20 protein-coding genes are annotated in these 20792 nt (G+C 62.5%); 11 read left to right on the top strand and 9 right to left on the bottom strand.

Annotation, left to right across the window (positions count from 1 at the left end; all coding sequences use genetic code 11):
* Positions 1–59 precede the first annotated feature (59 nt).
* Positions 60–410, bottom strand: a complete 351-nt coding sequence (locus JQ567_RS20625) for a DUF4260 domain-containing protein (RefSeq protein ID WP_409363622.1) — start codon at positions 408–410, stop codon at positions 60–62.
* 192 nt (positions 411–602) lie between these two features.
* Between JQ567_RS20625 and JQ567_RS20620 the strand changes: the two genes are divergently transcribed.
* A complete protein-coding gene (locus tag JQ567_RS20620; RefSeq protein ID WP_212440506.1) occupies positions 603–2135 on the top strand; it encodes an acyl-CoA carboxylase subunit beta in 1533 nt (510 codons plus the stop codon).
* A 131-nt stretch (positions 2136–2266) separates the two neighbouring features.
* Here the strand turns inward: JQ567_RS20620 and JQ567_RS20615 are convergent, their stop codons facing one another.
* Positions 2267–3271, bottom strand: a complete 1005-nt coding sequence (locus JQ567_RS20615) for an alpha/beta fold hydrolase (protein WP_212440505.1) — start codon at positions 3269–3271, stop codon at positions 2267–2269.
* Between the two features lie 267 nt (positions 3272–3538).
* Between JQ567_RS20615 and JQ567_RS20610 the strand changes: the two genes are divergently transcribed.
* Entirely contained in the window at positions 3539–3886 is a 348-nt protein-coding gene (locus JQ567_RS20610; protein WP_212440550.1) for a hypothetical protein, read from the top strand.
* 48 nt (positions 3887–3934) lie between these two features.
* On the opposite strand, the gene JQ567_RS20605 is transcribed toward JQ567_RS20610, so the two are convergent.
* The 3 genes from JQ567_RS20605 to JQ567_RS20595 all read right to left on the bottom strand — a co-directional run bounded on the left by JQ567_RS20605 (position 3935) and on the right by JQ567_RS20595 (position 6776).
* Positions 3935–4453 (bottom strand): hypothetical protein, encoded by a 519-nt coding sequence (locus JQ567_RS20605; RefSeq protein WP_212440549.1) that lies wholly within the window; start codon positions 4451–4453, stop codon positions 3935–3937.
* Positions 4454–4686: 233 nt separating this feature from the next.
* Positions 4687–5235: a hypothetical protein gene (locus JQ567_RS20600; protein ID WP_212440504.1), complete on the bottom strand. Its 549-nt coding sequence runs from the start codon at positions 5233–5235 to the stop codon at positions 4687–4689.
* Positions 5236–5528: 293 nt separating this feature from the next.
* The gene (locus tag JQ567_RS20595) at positions 5529–6776 is read right to left on the bottom strand and encodes a glycerophosphodiester phosphodiesterase family protein (protein ID WP_212440503.1); all 1248 of its coding nucleotides are present in this window, start codon (positions 6774–6776) and stop codon (positions 5529–5531) included.
* Positions 6777–6928: 152 nt separating this feature from the next.
* On the opposite strand from JQ567_RS20595, the gene JQ567_RS20590 reads away from it, so the two are divergent.
* Positions 6929–7243, top strand: a complete 315-nt coding sequence (locus JQ567_RS20590) for a hypothetical protein (protein ID WP_212440502.1) — start codon at positions 6929–6931, stop codon at positions 7241–7243.
* A 154-nt stretch (positions 7244–7397) separates the two neighbouring features.
* Entirely contained in the window at positions 7398–7832 is a 435-nt protein-coding gene (locus tag JQ567_RS20585; RefSeq protein WP_312017435.1) for a twin-arginine translocation signal domain-containing protein, read from the top strand.
* A gap of 77 nt (positions 7833–7909) precedes the next feature.
* Here JQ567_RS20585 and JQ567_RS20580 read toward each other — a convergent pair whose 3' ends face one another.
* From JQ567_RS20580 to JQ567_RS20570, 3 genes are all read right to left on the bottom strand, one after another.
* A complete protein-coding gene (locus tag JQ567_RS20580) occupies positions 7910–8440 on the bottom strand; it encodes a hypothetical protein (protein ID WP_212440501.1) in 531 nt (176 codons plus the stop codon).
* A 95-nt stretch (positions 8441–8535) separates the two neighbouring features.
* Positions 8536–8781: a GCG_CRPN prefix-to-repeats domain-containing protein gene (locus tag JQ567_RS20575; protein WP_212440500.1), complete on the bottom strand. Its 246-nt coding sequence runs from the start codon at positions 8779–8781 to the stop codon at positions 8536–8538.
* Between the two features lie 179 nt (positions 8782–8960).
* Entirely contained in the window at positions 8961–9659 is a 699-nt protein-coding gene (locus JQ567_RS20570; protein WP_212440499.1) for a helix-turn-helix transcriptional regulator, read from the bottom strand.
* Between the two features lie 172 nt (positions 9660–9831).
* Between JQ567_RS20570 and JQ567_RS20565 the strand changes: the two genes are divergently transcribed.
* Both JQ567_RS20565 and JQ567_RS20560 read left to right on the top strand, forming a co-directional pair.
* Positions 9832–10140 (top strand): NIPSNAP family protein, encoded by a 309-nt coding sequence (locus JQ567_RS20565; RefSeq protein WP_212211722.1) that lies wholly within the window; start codon positions 9832–9834, stop codon positions 10138–10140.
* Positions 10141–10206: 66 nt separating this feature from the next.
* On the top strand, positions 10207–11019 hold the full coding sequence (locus tag JQ567_RS20560; RefSeq protein WP_212440498.1) for an oxaloacetate decarboxylase: 813 nt from the start codon (positions 10207–10209) through the stop codon (positions 11017–11019).
* Between the two features lie 84 nt (positions 11020–11103).
* On the opposite strand, the gene JQ567_RS20555 is transcribed toward JQ567_RS20560, so the two are convergent.
* Positions 11104–11502, bottom strand: a complete 399-nt coding sequence (locus tag JQ567_RS20555; RefSeq protein WP_212440497.1) for a hypothetical protein — start codon at positions 11500–11502, stop codon at positions 11104–11106.
* A 162-nt stretch (positions 11503–11664) separates the two neighbouring features.
* On the opposite strand from JQ567_RS20555, the gene JQ567_RS20550 reads away from it, so the two are divergent.
* From JQ567_RS20550 to JQ567_RS20530, 5 genes are all read left to right on the top strand, one after another.
* On the top strand, positions 11665–12306 hold the full coding sequence (locus JQ567_RS20550; protein ID WP_212266120.1) for a trimeric intracellular cation channel family protein: 642 nt from the start codon (positions 11665–11667) through the stop codon (positions 12304–12306).
* A 310-nt stretch (positions 12307–12616) separates the two neighbouring features.
* The gene (locus JQ567_RS20545) at positions 12617–16108 is read left to right on the top strand and encodes an indolepyruvate ferredoxin oxidoreductase family protein (RefSeq protein ID WP_212440496.1); all 3492 of its coding nucleotides are present in this window, start codon (positions 12617–12619) and stop codon (positions 16106–16108) included.
* 2063 nt (positions 16109–18171) lie between these two features.
* Entirely contained in the window at positions 18172–19320 is a 1149-nt protein-coding gene (locus JQ567_RS20540; protein ID WP_212266124.1) for a thiolase domain-containing protein, read from the top strand.
* Complete coding sequence (locus JQ567_RS20535; RefSeq protein WP_212440495.1) at positions 19320–19709, top strand: Zn-ribbon domain-containing OB-fold protein; 390 nt, start codon at positions 19320–19322, stop codon at positions 19707–19709. The genes JQ567_RS20540 and JQ567_RS20535 overlap by 1 nt, the downstream gene beginning before the upstream one ends.
* A gap of 210 nt (positions 19710–19919) precedes the next feature.
* Complete coding sequence (locus JQ567_RS20530; RefSeq protein ID WP_212440494.1) at positions 19920–20780, top strand: MaoC/PaaZ C-terminal domain-containing protein; 861 nt, start codon at positions 19920–19922, stop codon at positions 20778–20780.
* Positions 20781–20792: the final 12 nt, after the last annotated feature.

The raw sequence follows: 20792 nt of genomic DNA, 5'->3' as shown, positions 1-20792 counted from the left end.
GTGTTTTTCGTTGTGGGGGCAACTAGACCAAGTAGAGCAATGGCTGTCAAACCGATCTGCTAGGTCGGTTTCTTCCCGATCCGCCCGAGATGGGTGAAGCCGAACCCGGTGGAATATTTCAGCCCAAACCCCAGCGCGCGGTCGAAGCCGATATGGGCGAGCCAGATCATTGCGATCGACAGCACCAAAGGCTCGGCCGTGACAAAACCCACCGTCATCAGCGCCATCGGCACCATGTAGGTGTGGGCGGCGTTGTAGAGCATCGCCCCGAAGCGCGGCCCGAAAAAATAGGCGGCGAAGCTGAGGTCGGGCGCCAGGAACAGGGCGGCGTAGACCCACCACGATCCGTCCCAGACCCAGTAGAGCAGCGTCATCCCCAAAAACAGCGCCAGGCCTTCCAGCCGGAGCATGGTTCGCAGGCCCCCGGTAACGGCCCCGGTAGGCTCGGCGGTCGCAGTATCCGTCAATTGCATCCCCTGTGCAGAGGTGCGGATATAGGTGCATTTCCGCACCGGTACCAGAGGGCATGGAGGGTGTTTCCGGTTCGCAAAAGGCCGTGTTAGAACCCCGGCCAATTCGGACCTATGACGGGCGGCACGCAGATGAAAGATATCCTGGACACCCTCGAAGAACGGCGCGCCGGCGCCAAGCTCGGTGGCGGCGAGAAGCGCATCGAGGCGCAGCACGCCCGCGGCAAGCTGACGGCGCGGGAGCGCATCGAACTCCTGCTCGACAAGGGCTCGTTCGAGGAATTCGACATGTTCGTCGAGCACCGCTCGGTCGAATTCGGCATGGAAAAGAACAAGATCCCCGGCGACGGCGTCGTCACCGGCTGGGGCACCGTGAACGGCCGCAAGACTTTTGTATTCGCGAAAGACTTCACGGTGTTCGGCGGCTCGCTGTCGGAGACCCACGCGCTGAAAATTACAAAGCTGCAGGACATGGCGATGAAGGCGCGGGCGCCGATCATCGGGCTCTATGACGCCGGCGGCGCGCGCATCCAGGAAGGCGTAGCTGCCCTCGCAGGCTATTCCTACGTGTTCCGCCGCAACGTCATTGCGTCAGGCGTGATCCCGCAGATCTCAGTCATCATGGGGCCGTGCGCCGGCGGCGACGTCTATTCGCCCGCGATGACCGACTTCATCTTCATGGTGAAGAACACGAGCTACATGTTCGTCACCGGACCCGACGTGGTGAAAACCGTCACCAACGAGGTGGTCACGGCCGAGGAACTCGGCGGCGCCTCCGTCCACGCCACGCGCTCCTCGATCGCGGACGGCGCATTCGAAAATGACGTCGAGACGCTGTTGCAGATGCGCCGGCTGATCGACTTCCTGCCCTCTAACAACACCGACGGCGTGCCGGAATGGCCGAGCTTTGACAATATCGAACGCCTCGATATGTCGCTGGATACGCTGATCCCCGACAATCCGAACAAGCCCTACGACATGAAGGAACTGATCCTGAAGGTCGTGGACGAGGGCGATTTCTTTGAAATCTCGGAAACCTTTGCGAAAAACATCGTCACCGGCTTTGGCCGCATCGCCGGCCGCACCGTCGGCTTCGTCGCCAACCAGCCGATGGTGCTGGCGGGCGTGCTCGACAGCGATGCATCACGAAAAGCCGCGCGCTTCGTTCGGTTCTGCGACGCCTTCAACATCCCGATCGTGACCTTTGTCGACGTGCCAGGCTTCCTGCCGGGCACCGCGCAGGAATATGGCGGCCTGATCAAGCACGGCGCAAAACTGCTGTTCGCCTATTCGCAATGCACGGTGCCGCTGGTGACCATCATCACCCGCAAGGCCTATGGCGGCGCGTTCGACGTGATGGCGTCCAAGGAAATCGGCGCCGACATGAACTACGCCTGGCCGACCGCCCAGATCGCCGTGATGGGCGCCAAGGGCGCGGTCGAGATCATCTTCCGCGGCGACATCGGTGATGCCGACAAGATCGCCGCCCGCACCAAGGAATACGAAGACCGCTTCCTGTCCCCCTTCATCGCCGCCGAACGCGGCTACATCGACGACGTCATCATGCCGCATTCGACAAGAAAGCGGATCGCGCGGGCGCTGGCGATGCTCAAAGACAAGAAGGTCGAGATGCCGGCGAAGAAGCACGACAATTTGCCGTTGTAGATGCTCCGTAGGGTGGGTTAGCCACCGGGTCGCGCGAATGCGCGCCCGATGATAAACTCCGCGTAACCCACCATCTTTGATCTTCGCGCCGGCAATTGATGGGTATCGCTTCGCTCCACCCATACGCAGCACTACCGCGCCGCCAGAAACCCCAGCAGCAACTCGTTATATTTCGCCGGCGCCTCCAGAAACACCAGATGCCCGGTATCCGGTATCACCTCGGCGCGGGCGTTCGGCATTTTGGCGGCGAGCGTTTTGGCGAGGTCGGCGTTGTGGCCCATCTTCGGCCGCAGCGCTTCGGGTGCGTTGGCTTTGCCCGGCGCATTGTGATCGTCGGCGCCCATGATGAACAGGGTTGGCCGCGTGATCAGCGGTATTTCATGCGCCACCGGCTCGCGGTAGATCATTTGCGCCGAGCTTACGAAGGCACGCAGCCAGCGCGGATATTCGGCGCTGCCCTTGATGTTGAAACGCGCATCGATGAACGGCGTCACCTGGTCCGCCGGAAGTTTCAGCGCATAATTGGTCTCGAGCTGCTTGCGATATCCGTCAGCGGTCAGTTTGTCCTCGTTCTCCAAAATCTTTTCGGTCGGCGTCGGCGGCACATAGAGACGATAATCCTCGAGCCCGATCGGCGCGGTCAGCACGAGATGATCGACCCTGTCGGGGTAGGCGCGGGCGATCCGCACGCCGAGCATTCCGCCGAGCGAATGGGCGACGATATCGGCCCTGGCGATCTGCAGATGATCCAGCAGCGCCATCGTGTTGCGCGCCAGCGTGTCGAAATGCAGCTCGCCTTGCGGCTTTGAGGATTTGCCGAAGCCGATCTGGTCCGGCACCACCACGCGATAGCCTGCGTCCGAGAGCGTCTTGATGACCGGCGCCCAATAGCTCGACGGGAAATTGCGGCCGTGCAGCAGCACCACGGTGCGCCCGTTCGGCTGCACTGGGGCGACATCCATATAAGCCATCCGCACTTGCTCGCCGTCGTTTGTGAGCGGCAGCAGGCTGACCGGATAGGGATAGGCGAATCCTTCCAGCCCGATGGCATAGGGCTCGCGCGCGGCGGCGCCGGCCGGCGCATAAAGTGAAGCGAGCAGGGCGCTTGCCAGCGCCGCGGCACAAAGACGATTCATTGGGAACTCCGACGGCGTTGGCCTCGCGTGGCGGCATCGGAATCACGACGCGATGTCCACTTCAGGCAACGACATACCGGCGTTATGGTTTCGAGTGGAAGGGGGAGGCCCTTCACGAAACGTCACCATCGCTTGATCGGGATCGCGCTCCGTGAGCTAACATCGCGCCACCGATCCGGCGTGCTCAGGCCTGAAGCTCGACGCCTTGATCACCGGCGGCCCCAGCGCGTAAGGTGGATTTCCACCAATTCCGGTAACTACCCTTCAATGATTGAAGACGACCCGACCGAAGAGATTTCACGGATCGAAGCGCGGCTCGAGGAGCTTGCGGAGGCCGCCGAGCGATGCCGGAAGTATATTCTGGCTTCCAAGGCGGCGATCGCCGGCGGCGCCGCCTTGCTGCTCGTCACGATGCTCGGCCTGTTAGGGTTCGGTCAGACGGCAGCCCTCGGATCGATCGCCATGATCCTGGGCGGAATTGTCTCGCTCGGATCGAATGTCAGCACGTTGCGACAGACCGAGGAAGCCATCGGCGCCGCCGAGCTGCTCCGTTCCGATCTGATCAGCAGGATCGACCTGCGGATGGTTACCGACGCGCCGATGAAACTGGCCTGACGGGTGGCGGTCGCGTTGATGGACGCAGTCGCGCGTGCGGGCCAACAACTATTGTTTTGATCCGGTCCAGCTTCCGACGCATCCATCGGATCGCCGGAACGAACCGGAGCCACTGCGGCCTGCGAGACGGCCGGACATGGTCCAGCTCAGGCTCCCGGCGCTTCCGACTCCAGACACGGAGCCATTCGGGCTGACTTGACCGGTGCCATATTGGCCCACCATCCTGCCGCTGGTGATGACCACCGTGTCGGTGGAGCTGGCGCAGGAGTTCCCTACGCTGCTAAGAACCCACGCTCCATCGAAATTGCCACCGCCGCCGTCACTTCCGGCACCGCTGTTTCGCGATGCCCGGCGCGGCTCCCGCGCTTCGGGCTTGCTGCGTCGCGCCGGCTTTGAGCGTTCAACCGCCCGGGGCGTCTCGCGCGAACCGGACAGCGATTTTTCGTCATTGCCGATGCTGCCGCCCGCGCTCCCCGATTGCGCGCGCGCCATATCGGGCAAGGCGATGATGGCGAGCGTGGCTGACAGCAGGGCGGCCTTGACGAGATATCGAATGACGTTTTGCATAATGCACTGGTGTCCAATAAAGAGGGTCGTGGTCGGACCCATCGGCAAAACAGCACGCCGATCTGCAGCAAGACTTGCCGGTCTCGTCGCAGTCGTCAAGCGCCGCGCCCCAAGGACTGTACCGCCGAGGTGCTCCGTTCGGATCTAGTCAGCAGAATTGATCCGCGAGTGGTTGGCACTGCGGCTGTAGAGCTGACTTTGACGCGCAGGAAGAACAAGCGCGGTAGGCTGGATCAGCTTATCGAAATCCACCAATTAAATCTGGAGCGTCCCCAGGGAGCAACGGCTACGCCCGCGCCATGATTCCCGTTTTGCCTGTACGCAAGTCGCGACCAGAAAAAATCCACCACGCCGGCGCCGCCCATGCACCACGCGAAAAAGAACTCGCCCCGGGCATAGCTGTGCGCACCCAGGGGCGTGTCGAATAGTGCGAGGATGAAGCCCGTTGCGACCCAGACGATGTCGCCATCCGTCGGAGGTTTTCGTTTGAAAGCGTGAAGCAATGCGGCGTAAGCCAGTGCTACTGATACGGCCACGCCGCCCCAGGCCGCGGCGGCGAGGATGTAGAAGCCCGGCACGGCCTGACACGTCTCCCCGCACCACGCCTGCGCGGATTGGGCCAAAGCGGAATGATAGGCGGCGTGAGCCACGCCGCCGAACAGCAGGGCGAAGCAGACCACATGACGAAGCGTACGGAGGGCCATTTGATGCTGGCTGGCCCAGGCGTCAATTCGGTCGGCCACTGCGCGGAAAGCTTGTTTACTGGATTGAACCAACTGCATGGGCAGTTAGACGAGGTGAACGGCTGGAAGGTTCAGGCTCATATCAGGTGTCGTCCCGGCCTTGAGCCGGGACCCATACGCTGCAGCCCATCGATTAGAAAACGTTGTTCGACGACTTCCCGTAACCACGAGCATCGGTGGTTATGGGTCCCGGCCTTCGCCGGGACGACAAAATTGCGCGTATCAGGTCCGTAGGGTGGGTTAGCGCAGCGTAACCCACCAATTTTGTTCGCTGCATCGCATCGGTGGGTTACGGCTTGCGCCTCACCCCCCTACGATTCCGGCGCGTGCCGCTACTTCATTCCCATGCAACTCGCATAAAACGTCGTGGTCGCCGGCCAGTCCGAGAACATGCCGCGGATGCCGACCTGTTTTGCGAGCACATCGAGCACCGTCAGCGTATCGCCGTCGCGGTCGATGGCTGGCTTGATGGAGCGATGATAGAAGCCGCCGCCCTTGTTGAGCGGGCCGTCGCGCTCCAGCGACCAGCCGATCAGGTCGAGCCCGGCGGCCTTCGCGGCCTTGGCGTATTCGGACGGGATGATTTCCTTTTTGTCGTTCAGCGTCAGCATGGTCCAGATCGGCGGCGCCAGGATTCTGACGCCTGACGACTTGAGTTCAGCCATCGACGGCTTCCAGGTCTCGGGCTTGCCGGGGTCAAGACCCTGCTTCTCGTAGCGGTCCTCGAGATAGACCGCCTGCGCGCCGAAGTCAGGCTCGGTCTTTACCCAGAACAGCACGTCGGAAAGATTAAAGCTTTGCGCGAACACGTCGCTCGCCGGAACGCCCGCGGCCTTGTACGCCTGCAGCATTTGCGCGGCATACTTCTCCTGGGTGTAATCGCCGTCGAACGGCATCGGCACTTCCGGCGACTTCAGCTCGGGCGTGAACTTGGCGCCGAGGCTCTTGATCAGTGCGATGCTTTCGTCATGCGTCATCAGCGTGCCGGAAGCGGCGTACAGATCCGTGCGCCAGCGCGGCGTGCCGTTCTGGTAATCGGCCACGTTGGTGGCGTCCGGATTGAAGCTGTCCATCTTGGCGGTCAGTGACTTGAACTCGGCGAGCGTGATGTCGCTGGTGCAGCACTTGGCGGAGGCCTTCTTGCCGGCGGCCGGGTCGGACGGGCTGAATCCTTGCGTGCATTTGGCAGCGAGCGCCGGCACCGACAGGATGTTGGTGGTGGTGTGCAAATCGCATTGTGCATGCCGGCAGACCAGCTGGCGGTCTTTGGTGAAGGTCACGTCGCATTCGATGATGCCGGCGCCCATCCGGGCTGCGGCGGTATAGGATTCTTTGGTGTGCTCGGGAAATTGCATCGCCGCGCCGCGATGGCCGATCGAAAAGTCGGTCTTGTGGAACGGGCCGGTGCACTGGCTGAGCTTTTCCTTGAGCGGGCCATCCTTCATCTTGTCGACGAGGTAGAACGGGCGCGGGCCGATCTGCGCGTCGCGGGGCAGGGGCACGCTTTGCGCCGCGGCGGGAGCGGCGGGCGCAAACAGCGCGAGCGCGGAGAATAGAACCAGAAGGCGGCGAGAGTGCATGAACGAACCTCGGAAGTGGCGGTGTAAAAAACGGATATCACCACGAGATTATGACGTCTGCGTGTGGGGTTGCGCTGGCTCGGCGTTTATCTACAGTTCACGGGGTCGCGCGGCGGCGATCCTACGCAAAATAACAATCGGGAGGAACCGAAATGCCCAAGGCCCTGTTCGTCGTCCGCGCCACCGTGACGGATGCCGCAAAGCGTCAGGCGTTCGATGCCTGGTATTCGCGCGAGCACCTGCCGGACGCGGTCAAATCGTTCGGCGCCGAGAAAGCGTGGCGCTACTGGAGCCTCAGCGATCCCGCACTGCATCACGCGATGTACCAGTTTTCCGACGAGGCCGCGCTCGATCGCGCGACCAAAGCTCCCGACATGACCCGGCTGATCGCCGATTTCAACCGCGACTGGCCCGACGTGACGCGCACGCGCGAGGTGCTGGTGCTGGCCGAGGAGTTTGGGAAGTAGTCTCACCGTCGTCCCGGCGAAGGCCGGGACCCATAGCCACCGGCGGTAATTATTTTGCACGCTGGTCGTTATCTTCCTTTCGACAACAGTGGCCGCGGCGTATGGGTCCCGGCCTTCGCCGGGACGACGTTAGTGGCGGACGGCAAAGCTGAACATGCAGTTCAGCTGGCATTCATCTTGGCGCACCGAAACTCTCCTGCTCAATCCAACCGATCGCAGAGGAGGAGATGTCATGGAGCGCCGGCACTTTCTGAAACTCGCCTTTGGATTTGCGGCAGGTGGTGTCGCACTTGCGGCTGGCGCACAGGCGGCGCCGCTGACGCCGCAGCCGCTGGTTCCGGACGGCCAACTCCCTGCCAATCCGGATGCTCAACCCGCCGTCACGTCTGGCGATGAGGTCGATCGGCTCCAGCCAGAGGAAGTGCGCGGGGGCCGAGGCCGTGGCCGTGGATGGGGCCGTGGCCGGGGGTGGGGCCGTCGTCGCTGGGGATGGGGCCGTCGTCGTCGGCGCTGGGGCTGGCGCCGCAGGCATTACGGCTGGCGTCGCCGCTACTGGCGCCGTCGCTACTGGCGTCGCCGCTACTGGTAAGGTTCTTGGGTACGGGGCGGGGATGGCATTTGCCGTCCCTGCCTTGTTCGGCTCGGCGTGAACTTCATTCCATCGAGCTATTTAATCTTCGGCGAAGTCTCGAAATTCGCCTGCGTGTCCTGGGTGTGGAGGTGCTTCAGCCTTCCGCGTTCTTCGATCAGATAAAAATGGTTTCCGACGATACCGGCCTCGTTGCGGGCGCCGCGAAACACGATCATGCGGCTGTTGGCGCGGCTGACGACGGGATCGAAATCATCTGACACCTCGTGCCAGCCCGAGACCGTGAACAGCTCGATGATGTTGCCGGTGCGCGCATCGAGCAATGTGGGCGCGACGCAGGTCGAGCCGCAGGGCAGCTTGACCACGATGTAACGGCCCGCCGCATTGATCTTCGCGTCGTCCGCTGCGGCGAGAAAAGTCTCCCGGCGGGCGCGCAAATCCGGCGTCGCCAGCCGCGGTTTTGCGATTTTGCCGGCGTAGACCCTGACCGGATAATCCGCGAATTTGGGCGGTGCTTCGGCACGCGCCGATAGGCTGAGGCAGGCCAGCGCGATCGCGGTGGCGACAAAGCGGAGGGAGTTCTTGGCTGCTTGCCCGGAAACGTGCATCCCGCTTCGTCTGCGCAACAAGCCGTGGCGTTCAATGTTGTCCTGCCCAAAAAAAAGCCCCGCCGGAGCGGGGCCTTTTGTCGAATTAAATCATGTTACCGAACGCGGCAGCGCCCGTAGGCCCAGACCATGCCGTAGGGGCAAACCCGGCCGCCGGGCCGCACCACCACAACCGGGGGCCGCACGACGCGCGGGGGGACCACGACAACACGGCCGCGATTGAGCACGCATCCGCCATAGGGACCGCGATGATAGCCGGGGCCGCATCCGCCTGCGGCATTCGCCGCGCTGAAGCTCGCAAACGAGGCTGCGACCAAGACTGCAGCGAAAAGGTACTTCATGTTTTCTCCCGATTTCTAGCCGCCATGCGGCGCGGTTCCGAACCTAGTCACGGAGACCTGAATAGAAAATGAATGTTGTCGATTCGTGCAACAGCAACAAGAGATTGCCGGTTGAGCTGTCACATTCCCGTTGCCGCGCCTCATTTGCGGCCAATTCGTAAACAAACGGGCTGCGCGAATTAAGCTTCGCTGGCGCCGAACAGCGCCGCGAATCGCTTCTCGCCATTGCGCGTGAAATTGACGACGCGGCTGCCCGGCGCGGTATCGCGCGCGGCCCAGTTCAGTTCGGTGAAGCGGCTCATGACCGCCGCACCCAGCGTGCCGGCGAGGTGGTGCCGCCGTTCGCTCCAGTCGAGGCAAGCCTTGCAAACCGGCCGGCGCGGATGCGCCAGCGTGTCGGCGTCGATCTGCAGCGACTTCGCCATGAAGCGCTTGCCTTCACCGGTGAGTTCGATGGTCTCCTTGCCTTGCCGGACCAGCTTCTGCTTCTTCATGCTGTCGAGCATTTGCACGCCGAGATCGCCGGCGAGGTGGTCGTAGCAAATCCGCGCCCGGCGCAGCGCCGGATCCTTTGGCCCGGTGCGCACGCGCATGTGGCCGGCGCGGGCGGCAAGCCCGGCCAGGCCCTCGAGCACGCCGGCGACATCGGGGTCGGCGAGGCGGTAATAGCGGTGACGGCCCTGCTTCTCCTGCTCGATCAGCCCGCCGGCTTCCAGTTTGGCCAGATGCGAACTCGCCGTTTGCGGCGTGATCCCGGCCTCGTGCGCCAGCTCGGTCGCGGTCAGCGCGCGGCCGGTCATCAGCCCGGTCAGCATGTTGGCGCGTGCGGGATCGCCGACCAGGGAAGCGACCATTGCGATGTCGGGGCCTGCTTTCATAGTTCGATGATAGCCGAAGCATCGCCGACGATCAAGCGGGTAGTGTGAGGCTCGGAGAAACAGCCGCCGTCATTGCGAGGAGCGAAGCGACGAAGCAATCCATGCTTCCGCTGCGGCGCTATGGATTGCTTCGCTGCGCTCGCAATGACAACAAGAAAGACCGGAGCACCACATGACCATCACCGTCTTCATCCGCTACCAGCTCGATCCGTTCAAGCGGGCGATGTTCGAGGAATATTCGAAAAACTGGCTCAGCATCATTCCGAAATGCGGCGGCGATCTGATCGGCTACTGGATGCCGCATGAGGGCACCAACAACATCGCCTTCGCGCTGATCTCGTTCGACAGCCTCGCGGCTTACGAGAGCTACCGGGCGCGGCTGCGCGCCGACAAGGAGGGTATGGCCAACTTCAGCTTTGCCGAGGAGAACCAGTTTATCCTCGCCGAAGAGCGCACGTTCCTGCGCAAGGTCGTGGCGTGAGCGTCTGGCGAAGCCTGCGTCGCGTACCTATGTTGGCCGCGCCAACAAACAATTCGGGGAGTGACCATGCTGACAACTGCTGACAAACGCGCCGCCTTCAAGAAGTTGCACGAGAGCGGCTGCTTCATCATTCCCAATCCGTTCGACGTCGGCAGCGCGAAGGCGTTGCAGCATCTCGGCTTCAAGGCGCTGGCTTCCACCAGCGCCGGTTTTGCCTGGGCCATCGCCAAGGCCGACAACCGCGTCACCGTCGACGACGTCTGCGATCATCTCGCAGCCATCAGCGCGGCGGTCGATATTCCCGTCAATGCCGATTTCGAGGACGGCTTTGCGCATGAGGCGGACAAGGTCGGCGTCAACGTCGCACGCGCCGTCAAGACCGGCATCGCCGGCCTTTCGATCGAGGATTTCACCGGCGACAACGCCAAGCCGCTGTTCGACCGTGAGCTTGCCGTCGATCGCATCAGGGCGGCGCGCCAGGCGATCGATGCCGACAATAGCGGCGTCCTGCTCACCGGCCGCTGCGAGGCGTTCCTGCGCGGGGTGAAGGATATGAAGCTCGTGATCGATCGGCTCACCGCTTATGCCGAGGCCGGCGCCGACGTTCTCTATGCGCCCGGCATCTCGACGCCGGAAGAAATCTCGGCGGTCGTGAAAGCGGTCGCGCCAAGACCGGTCAACCTTTTGGTCGGTGCGGCCGGCCCGTCGCTGAAAATTGCCGGCGACCTCGGCGTCCGCCGTATCAGCGTCGGCGGTGCGCTGGCCCGCATGGCGTGGGCCGGCTTCATGAAGGCGTCGAAGGAAATGGCGGAGCAGGGCACGTTCACGGAGTTCGCGCACGGCTATCCCGGCGGCGAACTCAACAAGATGTTCAGCTGACACCGCCAAACAAAAACGCAGCGGGCGAAATGCCCGCTGCGCTGTCGTTTCAGATCACTCGTCAGATCACACTTGCCTCAGCCGTTACTGTTTGGCCGGTGCGTCGGCCGGAGCCGCCGGCGAGGGCGCTGCCGGACGCGGCGGCGCGGCACCGGTGGTCGTGCCGGGCTGGTTGTTGGACTTCGGCGTTACGTCACGCATGCCCGGAGGCGCCGCGGGGTTGGCCGGCTGCGTCTGCGCGGTCTGGCTGGACGGCGTGGTGCCGGCCTCGTTCACGTTGGTATTGTTCAGACCATAGAACAACGCACCCATCACCACGGCGATGGCAATCGCGAACATCGCGATCTTGGTGCCGCTGGCCGGAGCCTCGGCGAGCTGCGGGTCGGCCTGTATCTCGTTGTCGAGACTGTTCATACGTGCCTGACGGCGGATTTCGTCATCACTCAGATTGGCACGATACGGGTCGTTCGGATTGTAGGTCATGAAGCAGTTCCTCCGTTAGAACCCCAAAGTGTTTAGCGGAGATACAATGGCTGGCGCGGCCGGATGTTCCGCGTCAATCTTGCAACCGGTTAATGATGGAACCCGTGATTCGCGGGTTCCATCGAACCACCAGGTTGCGAAGAGGCTGCATAAGAGGTTGCCATGTGGGCCCTGCCGCCCAGCGATACCGTGCTGCACCTGCTGTCTTATGTGGCCCTGACCGCGCAGGCGATGACGGCCGCCCTGGCCGCCGGGCGCCGCAGCATGGATTGGGCCGGCGTATGCATGCTGGGTTGCATTACCGCGCTCGGCGGCGGAACCATCCGTGACGTGCTGCTCGGGCACTACCCGCTGGTCTGGGTGAAGAACCCGTCCTACCTGGCGCTGACGGCGATTGCGGCTTTCGTGACCATCCTGATCGCGCGCCATGTGCACCGGCTCAACCTCGCATTCCTGGTGCTCGATGCGATCGGCCTTGTGGTGTTCACGATGGCCGGCTGCGACGTCGCCCGGCAAGTCGGCGCGCCGCTGCCGATCGTGATCGTCGCCGGCATGATCACGGGCTGCGCTGGCGGCGTGCTGCGCGATATCCTCTGCAACGACGTTCCGCTGCTGTTTCGCTCAGAACTCTACGCCAGCGTTTCCGTCGTCACCGGGCTGTTCTATGTCACCGCCTTCGGGTTGCAGTTGAATCACGAACTCTGGACCGGATTGACGTTCGTGCTCGGGCTGACGCTGCGGCTGCTCGCGATCCGCTACAAATGGGAAATGCCGAAATTCGTCTTCGGCGGCGATCAGCGCTGACCGACGAACGCAGCGCACAATAACGCTTCAGCCGGAATCGCCTGCAGCCAAAGGCCGCCTGGGGCGTTATCCCCAAACGCAGGGCAGCCGGCCACGTCATGCCGTTTCGTGCCGGGGCGGTCCGGCGACACAAAGTGAAACCGGCCGGCGTTCTTCCCGGCACGAAATTGCGATCTTTGATCGCGCGGCTGACTTGCCCAGATTTGTGGTGCGGGAAGCGGAAAATCCGACATAGACTGGTTCTAAGAAGTTCTGACGCCTACTAAAACACAGCCGTCGCGATCAAAGCGGACGGCAAAAGAGGGCTTAAATGGGAATCAACCAGGGTCCGATCAGTCTCGATCAGAAGTACACCCAAGGAAGCGGCCATGTCTTCCTGACCGGCATCCAGGCGCTGGTGCGGCTGCCGATGGCGCAGATCCGCCGCGACCGCGCCGCCGGGCTCAACACCGCCGGCTTCATTTCAGGCTATCGCGGCTCGCCCCTTGGCGGTTACGACCAGCAGCTGTTCGCCGCCCGCAAGCACCTCGAGCAATACAACATCAAGTTCCAGCCCGGCGTGAACGAGGATCTCGCGGCCACCGCGGTCTGGGGCTCGCAGCAGCTCAATCTGTCGCCCGGCGCCAACTATGATGGCGTGGTCGGCATCTGGTACGGCAAGGGCCCCGGCGTCGATCGCTGCGGCGACGTGTTCCGTCACGGCAACGCGGCAGGCTCGGCCAAGAACGGCGGCGTGCTGGTTCTCGCGGGCGACGACCACGGCGCCAAATCCTCCACCGTGCCGCATCAGTCGGACCATGCCTTCATGTCGGCGCTGATGCCCTATCTCTATCCCTCCAGCATCCATGAAATGATTGAGATGGGTTTGCTGGGTATCGCGATGTCGCGCTACTCCGGTTGCTGGGTCGGCATGAAAGTGATCACCGAGACGGTGGAAACCACCGCCGAGATCGACCTCACCGACGAGATGACGCCGTTCGTGATCCCGACCGATTTCGAACTGCCGGAGGGCGGCCTCAACCTGCGCTGGCCCGACGACCGTTTTGCGCAGGACCGCCGCCTGCAGGACTACAAGGGTTTTGCGGCCATCGCCTTTGCCCGCGCCAACAAGGTCAACCGCGTCACCATGGATTCGCCGAACGCCCGCTACGGCATCATGGCGTCAGGCAAGAGCTACGAGGATATCCGCCAGGCGCTGCGCGAACTCGGCATCACGCCTGAAATCGCCGCCAAGATTGGTCTCAGGCTCTACAAGATCGGCATGCCCTGGCCGCTCGAGCCGGAAGGGGTCAGGCAGTTCGCGGTGGGCCTCGAAGAAATCTTCATCATCGAAGAGCGACGCGAGATCGTCGAGAACCAGGTCAAGCAGGAGCTGTTCAACTGGCGCGACGATGTCCGTCCCCGCATCATCGGCAAGATGGACGATCACGACAAGCGCTTCCTGCCGTTTGCGGAAGAGCTCAGCGTCGCCTCGCTGGCGAGCTCGCTCACCGAGCGGCTGCTTCGACTTAATCTCAATCCCGAAATCGCAGCACAGCTCCGCGCCAAGGCCGACTGGTTCAACGGCCGGCAGGCGACGCAGATGCAGGCAGTGGCGCCGATCACCCGCACGCCGTATTTCTGTTCGGGCTGCCCGCACAACACCTCGACCAAGGTGCCGGAAGGCAGCCGCGCCTTTGCCGGCATCGGCTGCCACTTCATGGCGCTGTGGATGGACCGCTCCACCGAAACCTTTACCCATATGGGCGGCGAGGGTGTGCCCTGGGTCGGTGTCGCGCCCTTCACCAAGGAAGAGCACGTGTTCGCCAATCTCGGCGACGGCACCTATTTCCATTCCGGCAGCCTCGCGATCCGCCAGGCGGTCGCCTCCGGCGCCAACATCACCTACAAGATCCTCTACAACGACGCGACCGCGATGACCGGCGGCCAGCATGTCGACGGCGAATTGTCGCCGCAGCAGATCACCTTCCAGCTCCACGCCGAAGGCATCCGCGAAATCTACCTGGTCTCGGAAAATCCCGACGCCTATCCGGCTGGCGAGATCGCCCCCGGCGTCAAGACCGCGCATCGCGACGAACTCGACACCGTCCAGAAGACGCTGCGCAAGGTAAAAGGCGCCTCCGCGATCGTGTTCGTGCAGACCTGTGCCGCCGAAAAGCGTCGCCGCCGCAAGCGTGGCACGCTGGAAGACCCGGCGCGCCGCGTCATGATCAATCCGGCGGTCTGCGAAGGCTGCGGCGATTGCTCGGTGCAGTCGAACTGCATCTCGGTCGAACCGCTGGAGACCGAGCTGGGGCGCAAGCGCACCATCAACCAGTCGACCTGCAACAAGGACTATTCCTGCCTGAAGGGCTTCTGCCCGTCCTTTGTCACCATCGACGGCGGCAAGATGCGCAAGCGCGCAACGGCCGGCCTCGGTGACATCGGCGAGCTGCCGGAGCCTGCCTCGAGGCCGGCGCTGGACCGGCCCTACAACGTCGCGGTTGGCGGCGTCGGCGGCACCGGCGTGCTGACCATCGGTGCATTGCTCGGCATGGCCGCGCATATCGAGGGCAAGGCCAGCATGATCCTCGACATGTCTGGTTTGGCGCAAAAGGGCGGCGCGGTGCTGAGCCATGTGCGTCTGTCAGAACACACCGCCGACGTCACCTGTTCGCGCATCGTCACCGGCACCGCCGATCTCGTGCTGGCCGCCGACGAAGTGGTGGCCGTTTCCAAGGAAACCATCACGCTCTGCGAATCCGGCCGCACCACCGGGATCATCAACACCCACCTCATTCCGATCGCCGATTTCATCCTCAACCGCGATTTCAATTTCCAGGCCCGCAAGGTCAACCACGTTCTGGAAACCGCGCTGCGCAAGGATTCGTCGTTCTTCGATTTCACCAAACCCGCCGAAATGCTGCTCGGCGATTCCATCGCCACCAACATGATGATGATGGGCTATGCCTATCAGAAAGGCCTGCTGCCGCTCTCGGCCAAGGCCATCGAACAGGCGATCGAGGTCAACGGCGTTGCGATCAAGCTGAACATCCAGGCATTTCAGCTCGGACGGCTGGCCGCACACGACCCCGCAAAACTGATCGCGATGATGAAGGATCAGGACGGCACGGTTGCGCCCAAGACGCTGGACGCGATGTCGCTCGACGAGATCATCGCCCACCGCAGCAACCTCCTGACCGAGTATCAGGACGCGAAACTCGCCGCCCGTTATCAGGCGCTGGTAAAGCGGGTCCGCGACGCCGCGAGGGACGGCGGCTACGATGATGCCTTGCCTCGCGCGGTCGCGATCAATTACGCAAAGCTGCTCGCCTACAAGGACGAATACGAAGTCGCGCGGCTCTACACCGACGGCCGCTTCGAAAAGCAGCTTCGCGACCAGTTCGAAGGCGATTTCAAGTTCAGCTTCAACCTCGCGCCGCCGATCCTCGGTGGCGGCCTCGATGCGTTGGGCCGGCCGAAGAAGCGCGCGTTCGGCGCGTGGATGATGCCGCTGTTCCGAATTCTTGCAAAGATGAAGGGCCTGCGCGGCACGTCGCTCGATATCTTCGGCCACAGCGCCGACCGCAAGCTGGAACGCGATCTGATCGCCGGCTACGAAAAGGACGTCGCAACCGTGCTCGGCCTGCTGTCGCCGCTCACGCTCGATACATCAATCGAAATCCTCTCGCTGCCCGATCGCATCCGCGGCTACGGCCCGGTTAAGGAAAAGGCGGTGCAAGACGCCAAGACGCGCTACGCGCAACTGGCCGCCGATCTCGTCAACCCGCCCCCTGCGCCGAGGCAGATCGCGGCGGAATAAGCGACAACCTCAACTGTCGTCCCGGCCTTGAGCTCAGATGCGCAATTGCGCATCGGGGGACCCATAGCCACCGAACGCAGTTTTGCGAAAGCTGGAACGCCAGCCTTGCAAAACGCAAAAGACCTCCGAGCCGAAGCTGGAGGCCTTCACTGTCACGAGGGGTACATCCGCCCTTCGCGACACTACTGGGGCGCATTGCTGCGCTATGGTTGATAGTCATAATCCACGACCGTCAACGTTTTATGACGCTGAGATTCCTTCGGGGATAAATCCAGACGACAGTGGTGCATAGGGTTGGCAAGCGCGCGCGCTTGCGCCGTGCCCACCATCTTCGAACACCGTCGCTCGATGGTGGGCACGCTTCCACTTCGCTCGTTGAGCTACGGCGGACAAGTCGCTTTTACAAGCTACCTCTACAAGTCTGGCGATACCTGCGGCAATTTCCCTCGCCTCGTTCGCCCAACTGGTCCTTGTTGAGGCAGGCTTGTCTCAATTCGCCGCACACGTCTCTCCGGGCTGATCCCCCGCAGGTCTCCCGGTATCTGCGGCAATTTCCTTCCCCACGCTCCCCTAGCGCGTCCTTGTTTTCGCAGGCACGCCGCAATTGCTCGCATTGCCCACCCCCAATTCGGACGCCGCCCGGTCCAACCTCAATGGATTGGGAAAAGGCCGGGATCGGAATTACAAAAAGAGCCGCTGCCGCTGCGGCGCCGAACGCATACTTGCGCATTCCTTTAAACATTCCTGATCCTCCAGCTGATATGTCCGTGAACTATCACGCGGGAAGCGGGATTTCGTTCCGACGAAATGTACGAAAGTCGCTTATGGAACCCCGACGGGAAAATTAGCTCAGATCGCCTAGGGTGGGTCAGCGAAGCGTAACCCGCCATTTTTTCATGAATCGTGGCATGGTGGGATACGCCAGCGTTAACCCGCTATCATTCGTTCGCAACGATCCGACGTGTATTCATGCCCACAGCCCTCGATGCCGATCCCGGACGGCTCCAGGCGGCTCAGCCCGATTTGACAGCCCGTAATTGGTCCGGCCTGCGCGATCGCTCCAACTGATTGCCTGACAGGCAAGCTCGCGTAGGTTCTCTTTAACCCGCCATCTCGCATGGAGCGGCGGGTTAAAGAGAACCCGCCCTGCGTACTGCGTCGACTCGCGCGCAACTGGAATCTGGATGTGGTGGGTGCGACAAAGCAACCCGACGGGCAAATCAATTCGGTTTTTTAGAAATCATGTCAAGCCCAGGAATCAAAAATATTTCGGTTTACCAGAAAGAAAAATCAGGGCATATCTATCGCCATCCTGTCCCGCTCAGAGGGGCGTTGGCCAACGTCACAACGAGGGACAGGTCGCGGTGGACGCAAGGGTTGCGACTGACGAGCGCAGCTTGAGCGTACGGTAAAGACGCGTGGTCCTGATGCCCCGTATGCTGGCGTCAAGTTGGTGAGGAGCTCACGCTTCGCACTGATGACGGTGACAACGAGCACGGCCCGACCGGGGAGATCGCGTTATAAGCCGTAAAGCCATTGCGCAGGGAATGTCGGATTGCCTCCGCTGCCCTGTATGCTCGTGTGCAGCCTACTTAGCACAATTCGCACACGAGATCGCGGGTGCAGCGCGCATCCGGCATTCCCTGCGCCCTCTGATTTCAGTGGGCGAAACGATTTGTAAAACTTCGGGCGCATCGCGCCGCGAGAATGCGAAACTATATCCACGTCGTCCCGGCCTAGTGCGCAATTGCGCACGGGAGCCGGGACCCATAACCACAGGGAGTAGTTTTGCAGAAGGTCCCTGCTACCGAACCTCTATTGAGAGATCACGCGGTATGGGTCCCGGCCTTCGCCTGGCCTTCGCCGGGACGACGATCTGGATATTCCGCCTGTGCGAGCTATGACGCTGTCGGCATCCCGAGCTGATACGATGTTCGCCCATAATCATCCCGACTTGAGTCCAGTCGCAGCCGTCTCGCCTGACGGAATATTTCCTCGCTTGCCAAGGCCCTCCCGACAGGCCAGAAAAACCTTGGAAATAAGAAACGCCAGCGGAGAACGATTTGACCATCAAGGGCAAAGCCTACATTGCCGGGATCTATGAGCATCCCACCCGGCACGCACCCGATAAATCCACCGCGCAGTTGCACGCCGAGGTCGCCAAGGGCGCGATCGAGGACGCAGGCCTGACCAAGGCCGATATCGACGGCTATTTCTGCGCCGGCGATGCCCCCGGCGGCCTGTGGCCGATGGTCGACTATCTCGGCCTCAAAGTCCGCCACATGGATTCCACCGATACCGGTGGCTGTTCCTACCTGATCCATCTCGGTCACGCCGCCGAGGCGATCGCCGCCGGCAAATGCTCGATCGCGCTGATCACTTTGGCCGGCAAGCCGCGCACCGGCCCGATGCCGCCGCGCGCCGCCGGCGCCGAGGCCGATTTCGAGGCCGCCTATGGCGCGACCACCCACAATGCCTACGGCATGTGTGCCATGCGCCATATGCACGACTACGGCACGACAAGCGAACAACTCGCCTGGATCAAGGTCGCAGCCTCCCATCACGCCCAGTACAACCCGCATGCGATGCTCAAGGAAGTCGTCACCGTCGAGGACGTCTTGAACTCGCCGATGATCTCCGATCCCCTGCATCGAATGGACTGCTGCGTCGTCACCGATGGCGGCGGCGCGCTGATCGTCACCACGCCGGAAATCGCCAAGAGCCTGAAGAAGCCGCTGGTGCGCCTGATCGGCCATGGCGAGGCGATGAAGGGCCCGCGCGGCGGCAAGGATCTCGATCTCACTTATTCTGCCGGCGTCTGGTCCGGCCCGCGCGCGTTCGAGGAAGCGGGCGTCACGCCGAAGGATATCAAATACGCCTCGATCTATGACAGCTTCACCATCACGGTCTTGATGCAGCTCGAGGATCTCGGCTTCTGCAAGAAGGGCGAGGGCGGCAAGTTCGTCGCCGACGGCAATCTGATTTCCGGCGTCGGCAAATTGCCGTTCAACACCGATGGCGGCGGCCTCTGCAGCAACCATCCCGTGAACCGCGGCGGCATGACCAAAATCATCGAAGCGGTGCGCCAGCTGCGCGGCGAAGCGCATCCCAAGGTGCAGGTGCAAAACTGCGATCTCGCGGTCGCCCACGGCACCGGCGGACTTCTCGGCGTGCGCCATGCCGCCTCAACCTGCATTCTGGAGCGTGCGTGATGACGGAGCCAAAGAAACTTCCTGTGCCGCAAGGTAACCCTGAGACCGCGCCGTTCTGGGAAGCCGCCAAGCAGGGCAAGTTCATGATCAAGCGCTGCACCGCCTGCGGCGAGCCGCATTATTTCCCGCGCTCGATCTGCCCGTTCTGCTTCTCCGACAAGACCGAGTGGGAGGAGAGCTCCGGCGAAGCCACGATCTACACCTTCAGCCTGATGCGCAAATCCCCTACCGGGCCTTACGCGATCGCCTATGTCACGCTGAAGGAAGGCCCGTCGCTGCAGACCAACATCGTCGATTGCGATATGGACAAGCTCAAGATCGGCCAGAAGGTCAAAGTGGTGTTCAAGCCGACCGACGGCGCCCCGCTGCCGTTCTTCACGCCGGCCTGAGGCGATGCTTTTACTTCCCTTCTCCCCTTGTGGGAGAAGGTGGCGCGAAGCGCCGGATGAGGGGTTCTATCGGCTGGCATTTCTGCCGGTCGATCCAACCCCTCACCCAAGTGAGTTTGTTGCCGGCTTCGGTGATGCCCTCTCCCACAAGGGGAGAGGGCGCATTAACGGGCGCCGGTAAAGAAAAGAATTCGGGAAGGACGCGCGAAGATGCCGATCAATTACGAACAACTGATGGCCCTGAAGAACCTCGGCCAGAAATACGCCTATACCGACCGCGAGGTGATGCTCTACGCCTACGGGATCGGGATGGGCGCGGACCCGATGGACGAGAAGGAACTGGCCTTCGTCAACGAGGGCACGCTGACGCCGCGTCCGCTGAAGGTGGTGCCGACGTTCGCTTCGGTGGCGGCCTGGGGGGCAGGGCCCGGCGAAATGAATCTCAATCGCGTGATGGTGGTCGATGGCGAGCGCGACATTACCTTCCACAAGCCGCTGCCCGGCGCGGCGCACATCACAGCCGACTCCACCGTGCTCGACGTGTTCGACAAGGGCAAGGACAAGGGCGCGGTGATCCGCCACCAGACCGTGCTCAGGGACGAGAAGGGCGAGAAGCTCGCAACGCTCGTTGCTTCGCGTTTCGCGCGCGGCGATGGCGGCTTCGGTGGACCGTCCGAAGGCCAGCCCGAGCCGCACAAGGTGCCGAGCCGCGCGCCCGACAAGACCGTCGATATCACGACGCGCCCGGATCAGGCGCTGGTCTATCGCCTGTGCGGCGACCGCAACCCGCTGCACTCCGATCCGGAATTTGCCAAGAAGGCCGGTTTCCCAAAACCGATCCTGCACGGCATGTGCACCTACGGCATCACCTGCCGCGGCGTGCTGCAGACCTATGCCGATTATGACTCCTCCGCCTTCAGGCAGCATGCGGCGCGATTCTCCTCGCCGGTCTATCCCGGCGAGACCGTGACGATGGAATTGTGGAAGGACGGCAACGTCGTGTCATTCGAAGCGAAGGTGAAGTCGCGGAACGTCACGGTCATCAAGAGCGGCAAGACGGTGCTGGGTTGATTTGCCCGTCAT

This window comes from Bradyrhizobium sp. AUGA SZCCT0431 (assembly GCF_018131065.1).
Lineage (GTDB): Bacteria > Pseudomonadota > Alphaproteobacteria > Rhizobiales > Xanthobacteraceae > Bradyrhizobium.
The sequence above is the reverse complement of the archived record's forward strand: the minus strand, read 5'-3'. Positions and strand labels throughout refer to the sequence as shown.

Excerpts from the sequence above, each read along its gene's own strand:
- JQ567_RS20585 (WP_312017435.1), top strand. The coding sequence starts at position 7,398 with ATGCAGTTCAGCTGGCATTCATCTTGGCGCACCGAAACTCTCCTGCTC.
- JQ567_RS20550 (WP_212266120.1), top strand. The coding sequence starts at position 11,665 with ATGTGGGCCCTGCCGCCCAGCGATACCGTGCTGCACCTGCTGTCTTAT.
- JQ567_RS20555 (WP_212440497.1), bottom strand. The coding sequence starts at position 11,502 with ATGACCTACAATCCGAACGACCCGTATCGTGCCAATCTGAGTGATGAC.
- JQ567_RS20575 (WP_212440500.1), bottom strand. The coding sequence starts at position 8,781 with ATGAAGTACCTTTTCGCTGCAGTCTTGGTCGCAGCCTCGTTTGCGAGC.
- JQ567_RS20570 (WP_212440499.1), bottom strand. The coding sequence starts at position 9,659 with ATGAAAGCAGGCCCCGACATCGCAATGGTCGCTTCCCTGGTCGGCGAT.
- JQ567_RS20565 (WP_212211722.1), top strand. The coding sequence starts at position 9,832 with ATGACCATCACCGTCTTCATCCGCTACCAGCTCGATCCGTTCAAGCGG.
- JQ567_RS20605 (WP_212440549.1), bottom strand. The coding sequence starts at position 4,453 with ATGCAAAACGTCATTCGATATCTCGTCAAGGCCGCCCTGCTGTCAGCC.
- JQ567_RS20615 (WP_212440505.1), bottom strand. The coding sequence starts at position 3,271 with ATGAATCGTCTTTGTGCCGCGGCGCTGGCAAGCGCCCTGCTCGCTTCA.
- JQ567_RS20530 (WP_212440494.1), top strand. The coding sequence starts at position 19,920 with ATGCCGATCAATTACGAACAACTGATGGCCCTGAAGAACCTCGGCCAG.
- JQ567_RS20560 (WP_212440498.1), top strand. The coding sequence starts at position 10,207 with ATGCTGACAACTGCTGACAAACGCGCCGCCTTCAAGAAGTTGCACGAG.
- JQ567_RS20545 (WP_212440496.1), top strand. The coding sequence starts at position 12,617 with ATGGGAATCAACCAGGGTCCGATCAGTCTCGATCAGAAGTACACCCAA.
- JQ567_RS20625 (WP_409363622.1), bottom strand. The coding sequence starts at position 410 with ATGCTCCGGCTGGAAGGCCTGGCGCTGTTTTTGGGGATGACGCTGCTC.
- JQ567_RS20595 (WP_212440503.1), bottom strand. The coding sequence starts at position 6,776 with ATGCACTCTCGCCGCCTTCTGGTTCTATTCTCCGCGCTCGCGCTGTTT.
- JQ567_RS20600 (WP_212440504.1), bottom strand. The coding sequence starts at position 5,235 with ATGCAGTTGGTTCAATCCAGTAAACAAGCTTTCCGCGCAGTGGCCGAC.
- JQ567_RS20590 (WP_212440502.1), top strand. The coding sequence starts at position 6,929 with ATGCCCAAGGCCCTGTTCGTCGTCCGCGCCACCGTGACGGATGCCGCA.
- JQ567_RS20610 (WP_212440550.1), top strand. The coding sequence starts at position 3,539 with ATGATTGAAGACGACCCGACCGAAGAGATTTCACGGATCGAAGCGCGG.
- JQ567_RS20535 (WP_212440495.1), top strand. The coding sequence starts at position 19,320 with ATGACGGAGCCAAAGAAACTTCCTGTGCCGCAAGGTAACCCTGAGACC.
- JQ567_RS20620 (WP_212440506.1), top strand. The coding sequence starts at position 603 with ATGAAAGATATCCTGGACACCCTCGAAGAACGGCGCGCCGGCGCCAAG.
- JQ567_RS20580 (WP_212440501.1), bottom strand. The coding sequence starts at position 8,440 with ATGCACGTTTCCGGGCAAGCAGCCAAGAACTCCCTCCGCTTTGTCGCC.